The organism is Actinoplanes sp. CA-252034 (assembly GCF_050956125.1).
In the GTDB taxonomy this organism is placed as follows: Bacteria; Actinomycetota; Actinomycetes; order Mycobacteriales; family Micromonosporaceae; genus Actinoplanes.
Genome location: NZ_CP191846.1, coordinates 6,486,381 through 6,502,247 on the forward strand (window position 1 = coordinate 6,486,381; position 15,867 = coordinate 6,502,247).

Sequence of the window (15,867 nt, forward strand, 5' to 3'; positions counted from 1 at the left end):
CGCAGAAAATCTAGTTCCGATGGGCCAGTTTTTCTGTGCCTCCATGCCCAGGCCGCCCGGCGGGGTCAGAGGAAGCTGACGTTCTGGGCCAGGGCCAGGCTGCTGGAGTAGTTGACGGTGTTGGTGGCCCGGCGCATATAGGCACGCCACGCGTCGGAACCGGACTCCCGGCCGCCCCCGGTCTCCTTCTCGCCCCCGAAGGCTCCGCCGATCTCGGCGCCGGACGTGCCGATGTTGACGTTGGCGATGCCGCAGTCGGAGCCGTCGGCGGCCAGGAAACGTTCCGCCTCCTGCTGGTCGCGGGTGAAGATGGACGACGACAAGCCCTGCGGCACGTCGTTGTGCAGGGCCACCGCCTCCTCGAACGTGTCGTAGGTGAGCACGTACAGGATCGGGGCGAACGTCTCCTCCCGGACGATCGCGGACTGCCGCGGCATCCGGACGATCGCCGGCTCGACATAGGCGCCGCCGGCCGTGTCCAGGCGCCGGCCGCCGGCGACGACCTTGCCGCCGTCGGCCTGTGCGCGCTCCAGGGCCGCGGCCATCGCGTCGGCGGCGGCGTCGGTGATCAGCGGGCCGACCAGGGTTCCGTCGGCGAACGGGTCGCCGATCGGCAGGCGGCCGTAGACGCCGGCGAGCCGCTCCACCAACCGGTCGGCGACGTCGCGGTGCACGATGAGGCGGCGCAGGGTGGTGCAGCGCTGCCCGGCGGTTCCGGCAGCCGCGAACACGATGCCCGGCAACGCCAGGTCCAGGTCGGCGGACGGGGCCACCACCGTGGCGTTGTTGCCGCCCAGCTCCAGCAGCACCCGGCCGAAGCGCGCGGCGACACGCGGGGCGACCTCGCGGCCCATCCGGGTGGAGCCGGTGGCGCTGACCAGAGCCACCCGCGGGTCGTCGACCAGCCGCGCCCCCACGTCGCTGCCGGCGAGCAGCAGCCGGTGCAGCTCGCGCGGCGCGCCGGTCTGCTCGACGGCCCGGTCCAGCAGGTGGCTGGAGGCGAGCGAGATCAGCGGCGTCAGCTCGCTGGGCTTCCACACCACGGCGTCGCCGCAGACCAGGGCCACGGCCGTGTTCCACGACCAGACGGCCGCGGGGAAGTTGAAAGCCGAGATCACCCCGACCACACCGAGCGGATGCCAGGTCTCGGCGAGGCGGTGGCCGGGCCTTTCCGAGGCGATGGTACGCCCGTAGAGCTGCCGTGACAGCCCGACGGCGAACTCACAGATGTCGATCATCTCCTGCACCTCGCCGAGCGCCTCGGAGCGGATCTTCCCCGCTTCGATGGTGATCAGATCGGCCAGGTCGGACTTGTGGGCGCGCAGCAGCTCGCCGAGGGTTCGCACGAGCTCGCCACGGACGGGCGGGGGCGTGGTGCGCCACGTGCGGAACGCCTCCGCGGCCTCCCCGATCGCCTGTTCGGCCTGCTCGGCGGTGGTGGCCCGCAGCCCGAACAGGCGCTCCCCGGTGATAGGTGACCGCGCGTGCAGGTCGTCGCCCTCGGGCACGGTCACCCCGATCCGGTCGAGGCTCGCCCGCGCGCGGTCACGCAGTTGCTGGGTGGTCGGCAGGTTGCTCACGGTGTGTCCTTCAGCGTCGTCAGATTCAGGTCCGCGGCGACCGCTTCGAGGGAAACGGCCTGCTCCCGGGCGTACAGATGGAAAGGGTCGTGAATCTCTCGGTCGATCGCGGCGGCGAGCCACTCCCGGTCGTAGCCGATGCCCGCGGCCCGGATGTCGCGGCTGCCCTCGCCGCTGAGGTTGGACTGGAAGATCCCGGCGGCGGAGCGGGGCAGGAAGTCCTCGTAGACGATCGGCGTGGCCGTGACCCAGCCCTGTTCGACGAGGTCGGAGAGGCTTTCCGGGGGTACGCCGTCCGGGCGCGCGGAAACGGCCGTGTAGGTGAAGTAGGCGAGATCCTGCTCTCGCAGCCCGGCTTCGGTGTCGGGCAGGCCCTGCTCCCAGACCTCGACGGCCACGTCCGCGCGGCCACGCCCGGGACTACCCGCCAGCCTCCGGTCGATCTCGGTCAGGAGTGTGTCGTACCGTGATCGGCCCTCAGGGGTGAGCGCGACGCCGCGTGCCTCGACCTCGCCGAACCGGACGCGCAGTGCGCCGGTGTCGATCGTGCCGTCGGCCTCGCGCATCGCGCGGGCCTCGGCGAGCGCCCGGAAGGAGGTCTGCCGGAGGAGCACGTCGGGGCCGCGCCAGCGGGGTGGGCCCTGGATGGTGTCGATCATCTCGATGCCGCGCTCGGTCATCCGCCGGTAGAGGTCGTCGATGTCGAGCACCCGCGGGGTGAGGTGGTTGATGTGGGTGCTGCCCACTCCCCCGATGTCGGCGGCGACCGCGGACACCGCTTCGAGCTCGGCGTACCAGGCGCGGTCGACCGGTTCGGGGGACAGCTCGAAGGCCTGGACGGCGAGCTCGAGGAAACGTTCGGCGTCGGCCTCGGGCAGGCCCTGCCCGGCTTCGGCCCGGTCGGCGAGAGCCAGCAGCTCCGGGCCGAAGAGCTCACGGGTGGCGAGGAAGCGCTCCAGGCGGGCGCGCAGCTCGGGGCTGAAGAACCGCGGGTCGGCGGGGGTGAGCATCGAGGTGAAGACGCGGAACGGGTTGCGGGCCAGCTCGTCGGCGTCGACCGGGCGGAAGGCCGTGGAGATCACCGGGACGGCACTCCTCGCGGCCTCGCGCAGGTCGTAGAAGCCGACCGGGCGCATGCCGAGCGCGCCGAAGATCCGGGCCACCTGGGCCAGCTCGGTGGGCGTGCCGACGCGGATCGCGCCGTGGCGCTCGGCGGTGATCCGGTCGATGGTGCCGAGCCGTTGCGCCGCGTCGCCGTCGCGGCCGACGACGTCGCGGTTCACCTCCTCGGAGACCTGCACCAGCGTGTTGTAGGCGGGCACCTCCCGGCCGTACATGGTGGAGAGGCGCCGAGCGAAGGCGGCTCGCAGCCGCCATGGGGCGATCGTGCTCATCAGGTCCTCCCGTTTCCTCAGACGATGTGCGTTTCCGGACGACCGGGCGCGCCGTCGGCGAAGCGGTCGGCCGACAGCGGTGCCACGTCGACGAACGGCGTCCGGTCCAGGTGGAGGTCGCGGATCACCTCGCCGACGGCGGGCGCCTGGAGGAAGCCGTGGCCGGAGAAGCCGGTGGCGTACAGGAAGTTCGCCGACCGGCCGATGATCGCGTTGTGGTCGGGGGTCACCTCGTACAGCCCGGCCCAGCCGTTGCCCAGGCCGACGTCGAGCAGGCCGGGCGCCCGACGGCCCATGGCGGCACCGAAGCGGGGCAGCCACTCGTCGGAGTAGTCGAGGTGGAAGCCGGGCTCCTGCTCCGGGTCGGACATGCCCATCAGCAGACCACGGCCCTCCCGGTGGAAGTAGAAGGTCGAAGCGAAGTCGATGGTGAACGGCACGGTCCCGGTCAGATCCGGCATCGGCTCGGTGAAGATGATCTGCCGGCGCAGCGGGGTGACCGGCAGGTCGACGCCGGCCATCGCGCCGATCGCCGCCGACCAGGCGCCGGCCGCGCAGATGACGGCGTCCGCGTCGATCGGGCCACGATCGGTGTGCACGGTACGGACCTCGCCGCCGGCCGTGTCGATGCCGGTGACCGTGACCCCGGTCAGCAGGGTCGCGCCGTGCCGCCGGGCGCCGGTGGCGTAGCCGAGCACCACCGACTCCGGGGTGCAGTGCCCGTCGTCGGGTGACCAGGCGGCGGCGAGCAGCCCGTCGGTGTCGATCAGCGGGGACAGCGCCTTGGCCTCGGCGACGTCGATCATGCGGCTGTCGACGCCCATCTCGTTCTGGAGCTCGACGTCGTCCTCGAACGACTTCACGTCCTCGGGCGTCGACAGCAGGAACAGGTAGCCGACCCGGTGCAGGTCGATCTCCTGCCCCGGGTGCTCGCCGAACCGCCCGAACGCGGCGAGGCTGCGGGCGCCCAGCGCGATGTTGATCCGGTCGGAGAACTGCGCGCGGACACCGCCCGCGGCCTTACAGGTGGAGCCGGCGCCGAGCTCGCCGCGTTCCAGGAGCACGACGTCGCGTACGCCTGCCTCGGCCAGATGGAAGGCGATGCTGACGCCGATCGCGCCGCCGCCGATGACCACGACCTTGCCCATGTCTCATAGTCGGCCGCCGGTTTCGTTGACGTCCATTCCTGATCTGTCGGCGAAATCCTTTAGCTTCTCTATATGGATTGGACGAGCGTGCAGCTGCGGTCGCTCGTCGAGTTGCGCCGCCTCGGCACGGTGACCGCGGTCGCCGCCGCGCTGGGTTACACGCCCGGAGCCATCTCCCAGCAGCTCGGCAGTCTGGAGCGGGCGGCCGGGGTGCCGCTGCTGCGACGGGTCGGGCGGCGTGTGGAGCTCACCGACGCCGGGCTGGCGTTCGCCGGCCACGCCCAGCAGATCCTCGACATCGAGGCCTCCGCCACGGCCGCTCTCGAGCGCAGCGCCGGCCGGGTCGCCGGGGAGCTGCAGATGGCGCTCTTCGCCACGGCGGCCGCCGAGATCCTGCCGGTCATGCTGGCACGCGTCGCGCAGCGCCATCCCGAGCTGGTCGTGCGCAGCCGGGAGCTGGTCGTCGACGACGTCTACGACGTGGTGGCGTCCGGGACGGTCGATCTCGCGGTCGGGCTGGAGTATCCGGACGTGCCGATCCGCCGGGACCCGTCGCTGCGGGTGATGCTGCTGCACCGGGAGCGGTTCTCGCTCGCGGCGCCGACCGGGACACTGCCGGCCGGACCGATCAGCCTGGCCGCGACCGGGCCGCCGCTCGGCTGGATCCTGCCGCCCGAGGACACCCACTACGGCCTGGCGATCCGTACCGCCTGCTGGCGCGCCGGGATCGAGCCGGCGCTGCGGCATTCGGTCGTCGACACGGCGGTGTCGCTGGCGCTGGTCGAGGCCGGCATCGGTCTCAGCACGGTCACCGATCTGATGCTGCGGCTGCGGCCGTCCCGGTTCGACGTGCTGCCGCTGGTGGAGACCTTCGAGCGGCACATCGTCGCGGTGGTCCGCTCCTCGGCCGAGCACCGGCCCAACGTCGCCGCCGTCCTCCAGGTGCTACGGGAGCTCCAGCTGGAACCCCTCGGCGGTCAGGGCGGTCAGGAATTCGGTGGGGCCGACGAGCCTCTCCAGGTGGGCGACTCCGGGTCGTAGCCCGGGCAGGCGGCGGATCACGTGGGCGCCGACCAGGCCGGTGGCGCGGCTCTGGCCGCGGCCGGTGAACGAGGCCCGGACGCCGCCGGCCTCGGCGATCACCGCGAAACCGTCGGAGCCCAGGTGCAGGCCGCCGAAAACGCGATCGGTGACGGGCCGCATCACCGGGCTCCTCAGGACCTTCGCGACGGACCGGCGATTGGCCGCACCCAACAGCGCGGTCGAGGACCGCGAGTCGAGAGCCAATCCGGTACGGACGTCCGGCAGCCCCAGTGTGTGCTGGTCGGAGAAGGGGAACCGGTGCACGGTCCGGCGGCCGAACGGGGCGGGGAAGTCGGCGGTCCACGTGCCCTTCTCCCGTCCCAGGCCGTCGATCGTCCACGCTACGGCGGCGGCGCCGTGCCGCTCCCCCGAGCCGAGCAGGACGCCGATCCGGACCGGCTCGCCCGGAGCGAGGTCGCTGACGTGCCTGGCCAGAAGGTTGGTGACACCGGGTGCGATGCCGACGCTGAGCACCACCGGCGCGTTGCCCTGCCCCACCTTCTCCAGCTCCGCGATCACTTCCGGGGTGGCTGTCACGTCGGCGTAGCCGATGCCTCGGTCAAGGCAGGCCCGGGCAAGACGGGCGTTGCCGTGCTCGACACACATGAGCACGGCGTCGACCCCGTCCAGGGCGGCGTCGATGCCGGCCGGGTCGTCGAGGTCGAGGCGGATCGCGGCGACACCTCTCGCCCGCTCGGGGTTGCGCCCGGCGACGACGACCTCGGTGTGCCCGGCCAGCCCGGTGGCGGCTTCGCGACCGACCGCTCCGTAACCGCCGACGATCAATGTTTTTGTAGTCACGCTATGAGAATGTTTTTGTAGTGGCGCTATAGTCAAGTCTTGTGACCGGAAGAACTGACGGCCGGGCCGAGCGGGCCCGCGCCACCCGAGCCCGTATCACCGCCGCCGCGGCCGCGACGTTCACCGCGTCCGGATACGCGACGACCAGCATCAACGCCATCGCGGCGGCGGCCGGGGTGAGCGAGCAGACGGTCTACTACTCGTTCGGCAACAAGCGAGCGGTCCTGGTCGCGGCCCTCGACCAGGCCATAGCCGGCGACGACGAGCCGATCCCCACGCTGGATCGCCCCTGGGTACACGCCGCCCTGGCCGAGCCCGACCCGCATCGCCAGATCGCGTTGCAGGTCGCGGGCGTGGGCGAAGTCCTGCGCCGCGCGGCCCGCCTGCTCGACATCATCCGCAACGCGGCAGCCGACCCGGATCTGGCCGAGGTCTGCACGACGAGCATCAACCATCACCGCGAGGTGCAACGCGTCTTCGCCGCGTCCCTCGCCGGGAAGACGCCGTTGCGTACGGACGAAGCAGCGGCCGCCGACACCGCGGTCGCCCTGTTGTCGCCCGAGACCTATCTCCTGCTGGTCGATCACTGGGGCTGGCCCCACGACCGCTGGCGCGCCTGGGCCGCCGACTGCCTGTCCCGCGCCGTGATCCCCTGAGCCGAACCGTCCTCCCCGTTCGATCGTCCTGCACGGAGCGGCGGGGACCGCCGCGGTGTCGAATGGCGCGGATCGCGTAGGTTTCCATTCATGACGATCTTCTTGCGGCTCTCCTCCGCGGCGGCCGCCGGGGTGGTGGCGCTGTCTCTAGCCGCCGCGACGCCGGTGCATGCCGAGACCGCCACCGGGGCCATCAGCGGCACGCTGACCAGCGCCGACGGCATCCCGATGGCCGACGTCGGAGTCAGCGTCCACACGCTCGGCGGGCCGGGCGCCGGCGAGCCGACCCGCACCGACGACGAGGGCCGCTACAGCATCGCGGACCTGCCGCCGGGCACCTATCGCGTGCAGTTCTGGGTGGAGCGCGACACCAACTCCAGCTGGCACCAGTGGGCGCATCAGGCGACGCAGGCGGCGCGCGCCTCCAGGTTCACGGTCGCCGCCGGGCAGGAGGTGACCGTCGACGAGACACGGTTCCGCACCGGGTCGCTGGCGTTGACGCTCCGGGATGCGGACGGGCAGTCGATCAGCGCGTTCTGTGCGGACGCCAGCGGAGACAACTTCGTCGAGACCGGGTGCACCGAGACCGGCACGCTGATCCTCGACGGCCTGCCCGCCGACGACTACGTCGTCTGGGCGTGGTCCGACAGCAGCTCGGCGGTCGACATGACCACCACCGTGGCCGACCAGGTCAACGAGTTAACCCTCACCGCGTTCTGACCCGCACGCCGGCGCCCGGGGCGGTCGTCAGCCGAATCGGGCCCCGAAGACGTGCGGGCGGACCCTACCGTCGTCCGTCGCGGCGATGGAGGCCCAGCCGGTAGTACGGCACCGGTTCCGGCAGCTCGAACCGCCGGTTCCGGCGCGCGGCGAGCACGAGCAGCAGACCACCCGCGCTGAGCAGGACCATGCCGCCGGCCACCAGGGCGAGATGGTCGCCACCGGTGATCGGGTTCTCGCCCGGGTGGCCGCCGCCGTCGCTCGAGCGGGACGGCGACGGGGACGGCGAGCGCGACGGCGCCCGGGACGGGGTCCGCGACGGTGTGACACTGCGCGACGGCGACCGGCTGGGAGTCACCGACGGCGACGGGGACGGCGTGCGGCTGGGCGAGACGGACGGCGACGGGGACGCCGGCGGGGTCGGGGACGCCGTCGGCGCGGGTGCGGACGGTTCGATCGTCGCGGGCGCGTCGGCCAGCACCGGCGCCACGTTGCCCGGTGGGGTCGCGACGGCCCGTACCAGGAAATTGCCGTGCCCGGACGCGACCTCCTCCGCCGTCAGGTGGTAGGCGTCGGAGACGCACGTCATGCTCTCGCCCGGCGCCAGGGTCGTCTTGGGGCAGGTGACACCGACCGGCAGGCCGGTCAGCGTGACGTTCTGCAGGGTCACGTTGCCGCTGTTGGTGACCACGATCGTGGACGTGACGTCGTCGTTCGTGCCGAGGACCCCGTCACCGTCGACATCGGTCCATCCGACGGTCTGTTCGGCGCCGACCGCGGGCTGGGGCGGCTCGACCGGGGTGCCGACGGCGGCCGGGCCCGAGTCGAACGGGGTGGTGGCACCCGGTTCGAGCCCGGCGGCGCTCGCCGACGTGGTGATGGGGAGATCGTCGTCGATGTCCTGCTGGGTGACGATGTAGAGCTGCGGCGCGACGCAGGTCATCAGCTCCCCGACCAGCAGGGTCGACTGCGGACAGGGGATCGCGCCCATCCGCACGTCCGTCACGGTTACCGACGACATCGTCACGTTGCCGCTGTTGAGGACCAGGTAGCGATACCGGATGCCGTCGCCTACCGCGGGCCTGCCGTTGCTGGAGGCGATGTCGGCGGGGCGTACCCCCCTCTCCTCGATGGTGGCCTCGATGTCGATGGCGAGGCTGCCGTGCCCGGTCACCAGCCGGACCGATGCCGCGTCGGTGTCGTAGGCGGTGTCGGTGAGGACCCCGGGCCGATGCCCGGTCACGGTGGACGGCTCCCGGATGGCGCGGTCGGCGTCGACGTCGTCCTGCGTGATCCGGTACGCCGTCGTGCTGGTGCAGATCATCGACGCGCCCACGGTGAGACTGTCGCCCGGGCACTGGGCCGCCCCGACGAGCCGGTCGTCGACCGCGATGCCGGCCACCTCCACGTCGCCGTCGTTGGTGACCGTGTACCGGAACCGCACCGTGTCCCCGGCCTGCGCGGCGAGCTGCCTCGATGCCGGGGTGACGACGGCCGTGACCGCCAGGTCCAGCGAGTCCGCGGCGACGGCCATCTGCTCGGTGTCGGTGACCGGGCCGAACGTCAGGTCGCTGCTCGCGCCGGGAGCCCGCCCGGTGACCTGGACACTCTCCTCGATCGGCTGCCCGGCCTCGACGTCCGCCTGGGTGACCCGGTACGGCGTGCCGGACGAGCAGGTCGTGGTGGCGCCCGCGGCGAGTGTGCCGGCCAGGCAGTTCGCGACACCGGTCCGGTCACCGGTCACGACGATCCCGGTCATCGTCACATTGCCGGTGTTGCGGACGGTGAAGGTGTAGTCGACCAGGTCGTGCCGGACGAGCTGGTCCCGGTGCCCGCCGGGCGTGACGATCGACTCGGCGCCGATGCTCAACTGCGGCGCGGCGGCGATCACCGGGAAACTGGCCAGCGGCGTCAGCAGGGTGCCGGCGGCGCTGTCGCCCGGCCGCCGCCCGGCGACGGTGACGGTCGTGTCGACCGGGCCGTTGGCGTCGACGTCGGCGGAGGTGACCGTGTACGAGGACGCGCTGGTGCAGGTCATTGACGCGCCCGGGGCGAGGCTCGTGGCGGGGCAGCTCGCCGTTCCGGCCAGCGGATCGCCGACCGTGATGCCGGTGATCGTCTGGTTGCCGTTGTTGATCAGCTCCGTCTCGTACTGGACCGTGTCACCGGCCTCGGCGGCGCTCTGGTGCCCGGACGGGGTGATCACCGCGGTCACGGTCGCGGTCAGGGACGGTGCGGCCGCGGCGACCGCGGTGGAGACGGTGGCCGGGCCGTACGAGTGCGGGTCCGGCTGCCCGGTCTGGCGGCTGATCACGTAGGCGTCGGAGACGATCGGCCGGCCGCCGTCCACGTCGGGCTGGGTCACCGTGTAGGGCGGCCCACCCGTGCAGACCACCGTCCCGGCCGGGGCGACGGACACGTTGGGGCAGGTCACCGGTCCGATCAGGCTGTCGGTGACGGCGAAGTCGTCCATCGTCACGTTGCCGTTGTTGGTGATCGTGTAGGCGTACGTGATGGTGTCGCCGAAAGCGGGAGCGGGCCGCAGCACCGGGTCGGAGACGGTGGCCGCGCTGGCGATCGTCAGGGACGGCGCGGCCGGGGCGACCGGGGCGCTCGCCGTCCGCGGCCCGAACGTGAGGTCGACGAGCGTGCCGATCCGGTGCGCGACGGCCTGCGACGTGTCGGTGATCGGCGACCCGGCGTCGACGTTGCCCTGGGTGATGGTCGCCGCGGTGCCACCGGTGCAGGTCGTGTCGTCGCCCGGGGCCAGCGAGCTGAGCAGGCAGGTCGCGGTGCCGGAGGTGTTGCCGCTGACCACGAGACCGTCCATGGTGACGTTGCCGATGTTGCGGACCGTGAAGGTGAACGCGACGGTGCTGCCGACCACGGCGCCCGACGGCACGGCGGCCGGGGTGAGCTGCAACAGCGGGTTGGCGGGTGCGACCGGCACGGTGGCCTTGAAGATGCCGTAGCCCGTCGCGGCCATGTCGAGAGGGCTCTTCGCGGTGACGTCGAAGGTGAACTCGACCGGCCCGCCGTTGTCGACGTCGCTCTGCGCAACGGTGTAGGCGGCCCCGCTGGTGCACGTCATGTCGGCGCCCGCGGCCAGCGTGGCGAACGGGCAGACCGCGGTGGTGCTGGTGAGCGCCTCGGTCAGGACGATCAGGTCCATCGGCTGGCTGCCGTTGTTGGTGACGAGGATGCTGTGCGTGATCGTGTTGCCGGCCGCTGCGGCGTACCGGTTGCCCACGGGGTTGACCGCCGGGGTGGCGGTGAGGGTGAGCGAGGCGTTGGGCTGGGCGAGGGCGATGCTGTCGGAGCCGGTGGCGTAGGTGCTGTCGGATCCGGCACCGGGCGCACGGGCGGTGAGGACGGCGGCGTCCGTGATCGGCGTTCCGGTGGTGGCGTCACCGACCGTGATCGGGTATGCGGAGACGCTCGTGCAGGTCATCGACGCGCCGACGGCCAGCGTGGTGAACGGGCAGTTGCCGCCGCCGCCCTTCGGGTCGGCCACGGCTATCGACGACATCGTCACGTTGCCGGTGTTGCTGATGTCGTAGGTGTAGTCGATCGCGTCCCCGGCCAGCGCCTGGCTCTGCCGAGACGACGGCGTCACGAAGGCGGTGACCAGCATGTTCAGCGCCGGCACGGACGGGGCGACGCCGACGGTGACGGTGAACGGCCCGGACGGCGGGGCGCCGGCGTTGAGTGTGGTGGCGGCGACGGTGGTGCTCGCCGTGATCGGCTGGCCGGCGTCGATACGGGCCTGGGTGACGGTGTACGGCGAGGCGCCGGTGCACGTCATCGACGCGCCGACCGCCAGTGACGTGAACGGGCAGTTCACCGTCCCGCCGAGGGTGCCGGTCAGGGCGATCCCGCTCAGTGACACGTTGCCGTCGTTGACGACCGTGTACGTGTAGGTGATCGTGTCCCCGACCCGGACGGCGCTCTGATGCGCGGCCGGCGACACGGTCGCGACCGGGGTCACCGCCAGCGACGGCGCGGGCCCCGCCACCGGCACGGTCACGGTGTCCGACCCGTAGGTGGTGTTGCTGACAGCGCCGGGCCGGCGGCCGGACACCGACGCGGTCGCGACCACACCGGTGGCGGCGTCGATGTCGCCCTGGGTGACGGTGTAGGCGCCGGGAGCCGTGCAGGTGACGGTCGCGGCGGCGGCGAGCGGTGTGGCCGGGCAGGTGGCGGCGCCGAGGCGGGTGTCGGTGACGACGACGTTCGACATGGTCACGTTGCCGTTGTTGGTGACCGTGTACGTGTAGGCGATGGTGTCCCCGGCCCGGACTGCGTTCTGCCGGGCGATCGGGGTGACGGCCGGGACGACGGCGACGGCGAGCGCCGGTGCGGCCACGGCCACGGCCACGCTCGTGCTGAACGGGCCGTAGGAGGTGGCGGAGGCGCCGGGCGCCCGGCCGGCGACGGTGGCGCTGTCGGCGATCGCGGCGCCCGCGTCCACGTCGGACTGGGTCACCCGGTACGAGGCGGAGCTGGTGCAGATCATCGTGGTGTTCACGGCCAGCGTGGCGGACGGGCAGCTCGCGGTGCCGACGCGGGTGTCGGTGACGGCGATCGAGGACATCGTGACGTTGCCGTTGTTCGTCACCGCGTACGAGTAGCCGATCGTGTCGTTGGGGGCCGCGGCGCTCTGCCGGGCCGGCGGTGTCACGCTCGCGGTGACCACCGCGGTCAGCGACGGCGCGGGCGCGGTGACCGGAACGCCGGTGGAGAACGGCCCGAACGTACGGGTGGTGTTCGAGCCGGTGAGGCGCCCGCCGAGGGTCGCCGAGTCACGGATCGGCACACCGTCGTCGACGTCGCTCTGCGTCACCACGTACGGGCTGCTGCTGGTGCAGGTCATCGCGGCGTTGACGGCGAGCGTGGTGCCGGGGCAGGTGACCGGCCCGCCCTTGGTGTCGGTGACGGTGACCTGGTTGAGGGCCGCGTTGCCGTCGTTCGTGACCACATAGGAGTAGGTCACGGTGTCGCCGGTCTGTGCCGCGCCGGTGTGCCCGGCCGGGTTGACCGCCGCGGACACGGTCGCCCGCAGCGACGCGGTGCCGGTGGCGAGCTGCACGGTGACCGGTGCCGGGCCGAAGCTGACGGCCGCGGCGCCGCCGGGCGGCCGGGCGGTGACCGTCGCGTTGTTGTAGACCGGCTGCTGGGCGTCGAAGTCGGACTGGGTGATCGTGTACGGCACGGGGCTGTTGCAGGTCATCTGTGCCCCGGCGGCCAGCGTCGTGCCGGGGCAGTCAGCGGTGCCGGTCAGCGCGTCACGGACGGCGACCTGGCTCATCGTCACGTTGCCGTCGTTGACGACGGTGAACCGGTAGGTGACGGCGTCCCCGGTCAGCGCCGCGTTCTGCCGGCTGGACGGCGTGACCGTGGCGGCGCCGGTGATCTTCAGCGAGGCGGTGCTGGGGCTGATGGTGACGGCGGTCTGCGCGGTGTCGTTGGCCGATGCCGGGTCGGTGCTGTCCGACGACACCACCCGGACCACGTTGCTGGGGGTGCCGGCGCTGAGCGCGGTGCCGGACAGGGTGAGGGTGGCCGTGCCGCCGGCCGCCAGCGACGGGATCGACCAGCGGCCGGTGCTCGCGTCGTAGGCGCCCGTACCGGTGCCGGCGCTGATCAGCAGACCGGTCTGCGGCGACACCTGGATCACCACGTTCGCCACGTCGGACGGGCCGCCGTTGCGGGTGGTGACGGTGAACTGCACCGGGTCGGTCGCCACCACCTGCGGGGTGCCGGTGGTCTGGGTCAGGTCGAGGTCGGAGACGTACTGGACGGTCGCGGTCGTGGTGACGCTGTCGTTGGTGGTGTCCGGGTCGGCGGAGGTCGCCGACACGGTCACCGTCCGGGCGAACGACGTGCCGCTGTATCCCGCCTTCAACAGCGTGTCGAAGGTGATCTCCCAGGTCGTCGACGCGTCCATCAGCGACCGGGTGCAGATGAGCACGCCGCCGTTGGGGGTGATGCCGTTGAGGTCGACGGTGCCCTGGAACGAGCAGGAGCCGGTGGAGGTCGACGCGGTCGGCACGGTCTGCCCGGCCGGGACCGGGCGCTGCACCAGGACGCCCTCCGCGCGGGTGGGACCGGCATTGCCGACCGTCACGACGCTGCGGACCCGCTCGCCCGGTACCAGCGTGGTGCCACCGCGGTCCACGTTGGTGAGCGTCTGCGTCACCGACAGGTCGCTCTTGAGCAGCACCGTGAAGTTGGCGGTCTGCTTGTCGTTGGCGGGGGTCGGGTCGGTGGTCGTGGTGACCACCGTGACCGTCGCCGTGCCGGGGCCGGCCTGCGCGTCGGGGCCGAGGACCACGGTTCCCGACAAGGGGATGGTCGCCCCGGGTGGCAGGTGCGGGATGGTGCAGGCGGTCGGCGTGCAGTACGCCGCGAGCGGCCCCGTCGTCGGCCGGACGATGGTCACGCCGGGCGGCAGCACCGGGATGAAGGAGACGTTGTCCGCCATCGACGGGCCGTTGTTCTTGACCGCGAGCGTGTAGGTGGTGGTCTCCCCCGCGTACGCCGTGTACTTGCCGAGCGTCAGGGTGATCCCGACGTCGGCGACCAGGGCGCCCGCGCCGGTCACGGTGACGATGTTGTTGTTGACGTCCGGGTCCGGTGTCGCCGCCTTGAGCGAGACGGCGTTGTTCACCACCGGGTTCGACGCCGACAGCGTCATCGTGATGGTGGCCGTCACGGTGGCCCCGGACGCCAGCGACGCCAGCGCGCACTCGATGGTGCCGGTCGGGGTGGTGGCGCAGGTGCCACCGGGCAGCGTCGCCTGTGCGTTGGTCGAGCCGATCGGGATCGGGTCGGACAGCACGATGGTCCGCGCGGTCGACGGGCCGCGATTGGTGACGGTCACGGTGTAGGTGATGGTGTCGCCACCGGCCGGTGCCGAGGGTGAGTACGTCATGGCCACGTCGAGGTCGGCGCTGGCGGTGGCGGCGTTGCTCACCGACGCCGAGTTGTCCGACTGATTCGTCTCGTACGTGGCGCTCGTGATCGCCGCGCCGAGCGTGTAGGCGGTGCCCGGTGTCTCGCCGGACGGCACGTTGCCGGTGATGGTCATGCTCCGGTTGGCGCCCGAGGCGATGCTCGGGTAGTTGCACGTCGCCTTGGTCCCGCTGACCGTGCAGGTGCCACCGGTCGACGTCGCGGTCACGCCGGTGAGCCCGGACGGCACGGTGCCGGTCAGCACCACGGTGGACGCGGTGCTGGGGCCGGCGTTGGCCCCGGTCAGGGTGTAGGTCGCCGACTGTCCGGCGACGACGGCCGAGCCGGTGAGGGCCGCGGTCACCGACAGGTCGGCGGCCGGGTTGACGGTCATGCTCGCGGTGTTCGACGTCGAGGTGGGTGTGGTGTTGGTGACCACCTCGGTGTAGGTGGCGGTCGCGTCGTTGTCGAGGGCGGTGTTGGCGATCGAGGAGCCGACGACGGCCTGGTAGGTCAGGGTCTGCGACTCGCCGGGCGCGAGGGTGCCGCCGACCGCGCTCGTGGCGCCGGTGCCGACGCGCAGTCTCACGGTCCGGGTGCCGCTCACGTACTCGCCGGCGTCGTCACCTGCCGTATCGCTCGGCTTGGTGGTCGTCGCCCCGGTCACCGAGCGCAGCGACCCCGGGACGTAGGTGGTTCCGGCCGGCAGCGTGTCGGTGATCGCCGACAGGGTTGCCGGGGTGCCGCCGTCGTTGCGGGTGGTCACCGTGTAGGTCAGGGTGTCGCCGACGTTCGCGGTGGCGGTGCCGGCGGTGTCGACGACCGATGTGGTGGTGGTCAGGCAGCCGGCCGAGCCGAACGACACCGCGTCCAGGAAGTTGCCGATACTGGGGTCGACGCTCGCCGACGAGACCGACTTGAACGCGAACCGGGTCTTGGTCTGCCCGGCCGGAACCGTGTACGTGCCGGTGTAGGAGCCCCACGTGTTCTTGTTGTCGGAGAGGTTGGCGCCCTGCTGCACCAGCGTCCCGGTCGACGGCCCGATGACCACGGCCATCGTGTCGGTGCCGGTCCGGCCGCGGTGGTTGAGCTGCCATCGCAGGATCTGCCCGGGGACCGTGGTCAGATCCTGGTAGAGCGTCGACACCATGTTCGCGTTGAGCTCGGCGTGCTGGCTCCCGGACGCCGACGTGACACCGCCGTAACCGCGCCACAGCTCGATCATCTTGTCGGTCGCCGTGGTCAGCCAGCCCGGCACCAACGTCTGCAACATGATCGCCACTTGACCGGCCGCGATCACCGGCTCCTCGAAATCGCCGTTGGTCAGCGACACCGCCGTCGGGCAGACCGATTGCGCGGCCACCGCGGGCGACTCTCGAAAAGGGAGCACCAGAGACAACGCCAGAATCATCGCGAATGCGCCGAGGGTGATCCCGGCACGCCTGACTAGCCCACGCACGGAATCCCCTGTCGGTACTGGTGACGCAGGCCGGATGCCCGGCCCTCCCCGGGCCTTTGCAGGCTAATACGA

The 15,867-nt window shown here is 72.0% G+C and carries 8 protein-coding genes; 3 read left to right on the forward strand and 5 right to left on the reverse strand.

All coding sequences use genetic code 11. The features are described from left to right. Positions 1 to 65: 65 nt before the first annotated feature. The 3 genes from amaB to ACQPZW_RS29995 are packed head-to-tail and all read right to left on the reverse strand — an operon-like array spanning position 66 to position 4,122. Complete coding sequence (gene amaB, locus ACQPZW_RS29985) at positions 66 to 1,580, reverse strand: L-piperidine-6-carboxylate dehydrogenase (RefSeq protein WP_433789385.1); 1,515 nt, start codon at positions 1,578 to 1,580, stop codon at positions 66 to 68. Continuing rightward, the gene (gene hglS / locus ACQPZW_RS29990) at positions 1,577 to 2,974 is read right to left on the reverse strand and encodes a 2-oxoadipate dioxygenase/decarboxylase (protein WP_433789386.1); all 1,398 of its coding nucleotides are present in this window, start codon (positions 2,972 to 2,974) and stop codon (positions 1,577 to 1,579) included. Before hglS ends, amaB begins: the two co-directional genes overlap by 4 nt. 17 nt (positions 2,975 to 2,991) lie before the next feature. Continuing rightward, a complete protein-coding gene (locus ACQPZW_RS29995) occupies positions 2,992 to 4,122 on the reverse strand; it encodes an NAD(P)/FAD-dependent oxidoreductase (RefSeq protein ID WP_433789387.1) in 1,131 nt (376 codons plus the stop codon). Positions 4,123 to 4,194: 72 nt separating this feature from the next. On the opposite strand from ACQPZW_RS29995, the gene ACQPZW_RS30000 reads away from it, so the two are divergent. Further along, positions 4,195 to 5,163, forward strand: coding sequence for a LysR family transcriptional regulator (locus ACQPZW_RS30000; protein ID WP_433789389.1), 969 nt, complete (start codon positions 4,195 to 4,197; stop codon positions 5,161 to 5,163). On the opposite strand, the gene ACQPZW_RS30005 is transcribed toward ACQPZW_RS30000, so the two are convergent. Beyond that, a complete protein-coding gene (locus ACQPZW_RS30005) occupies positions 5,068 to 6,006 on the reverse strand; it encodes a saccharopine dehydrogenase NADP-binding domain-containing protein (RefSeq protein ID WP_433789390.1) in 939 nt (312 codons plus the stop codon). The genes ACQPZW_RS30000 and ACQPZW_RS30005 overlap by 96 nt on opposite strands. Before the next feature lie 41 nt (positions 6,007 to 6,047). Here ACQPZW_RS30005 and ACQPZW_RS30010 point away from each other — a divergent pair, with 41 nt between their 5' ends. Then, on the forward strand, positions 6,048 to 6,662 hold the full coding sequence (locus ACQPZW_RS30010) for a TetR/AcrR family transcriptional regulator (protein WP_433789391.1): 615 nt from the start codon (positions 6,048 to 6,050) through the stop codon (positions 6,660 to 6,662). Positions 6,663 to 6,752: 90 nt separating this feature from the next. Continuing rightward, positions 6,753 to 7,382: a carboxypeptidase-like regulatory domain-containing protein gene (locus ACQPZW_RS30015; RefSeq protein WP_433789392.1), complete on the forward strand. Its 630-nt coding sequence runs from the start codon at positions 6,753 to 6,755 to the stop codon at positions 7,380 to 7,382. A 64-nt stretch (positions 7,383 to 7,446) separates the two neighbouring features. Here ACQPZW_RS30015 and ACQPZW_RS30020 read toward each other — a convergent pair whose 3' ends face one another. Further along, positions 7,447 to 15,699: a DUF7507 domain-containing protein gene (locus ACQPZW_RS30020; protein WP_433789393.1), complete on the reverse strand. Its 8,253-nt coding sequence runs from the start codon at positions 15,697 to 15,699 to the stop codon at positions 7,447 to 7,449. Positions 15,700 to 15,867: the final 168 nt, after the last annotated feature.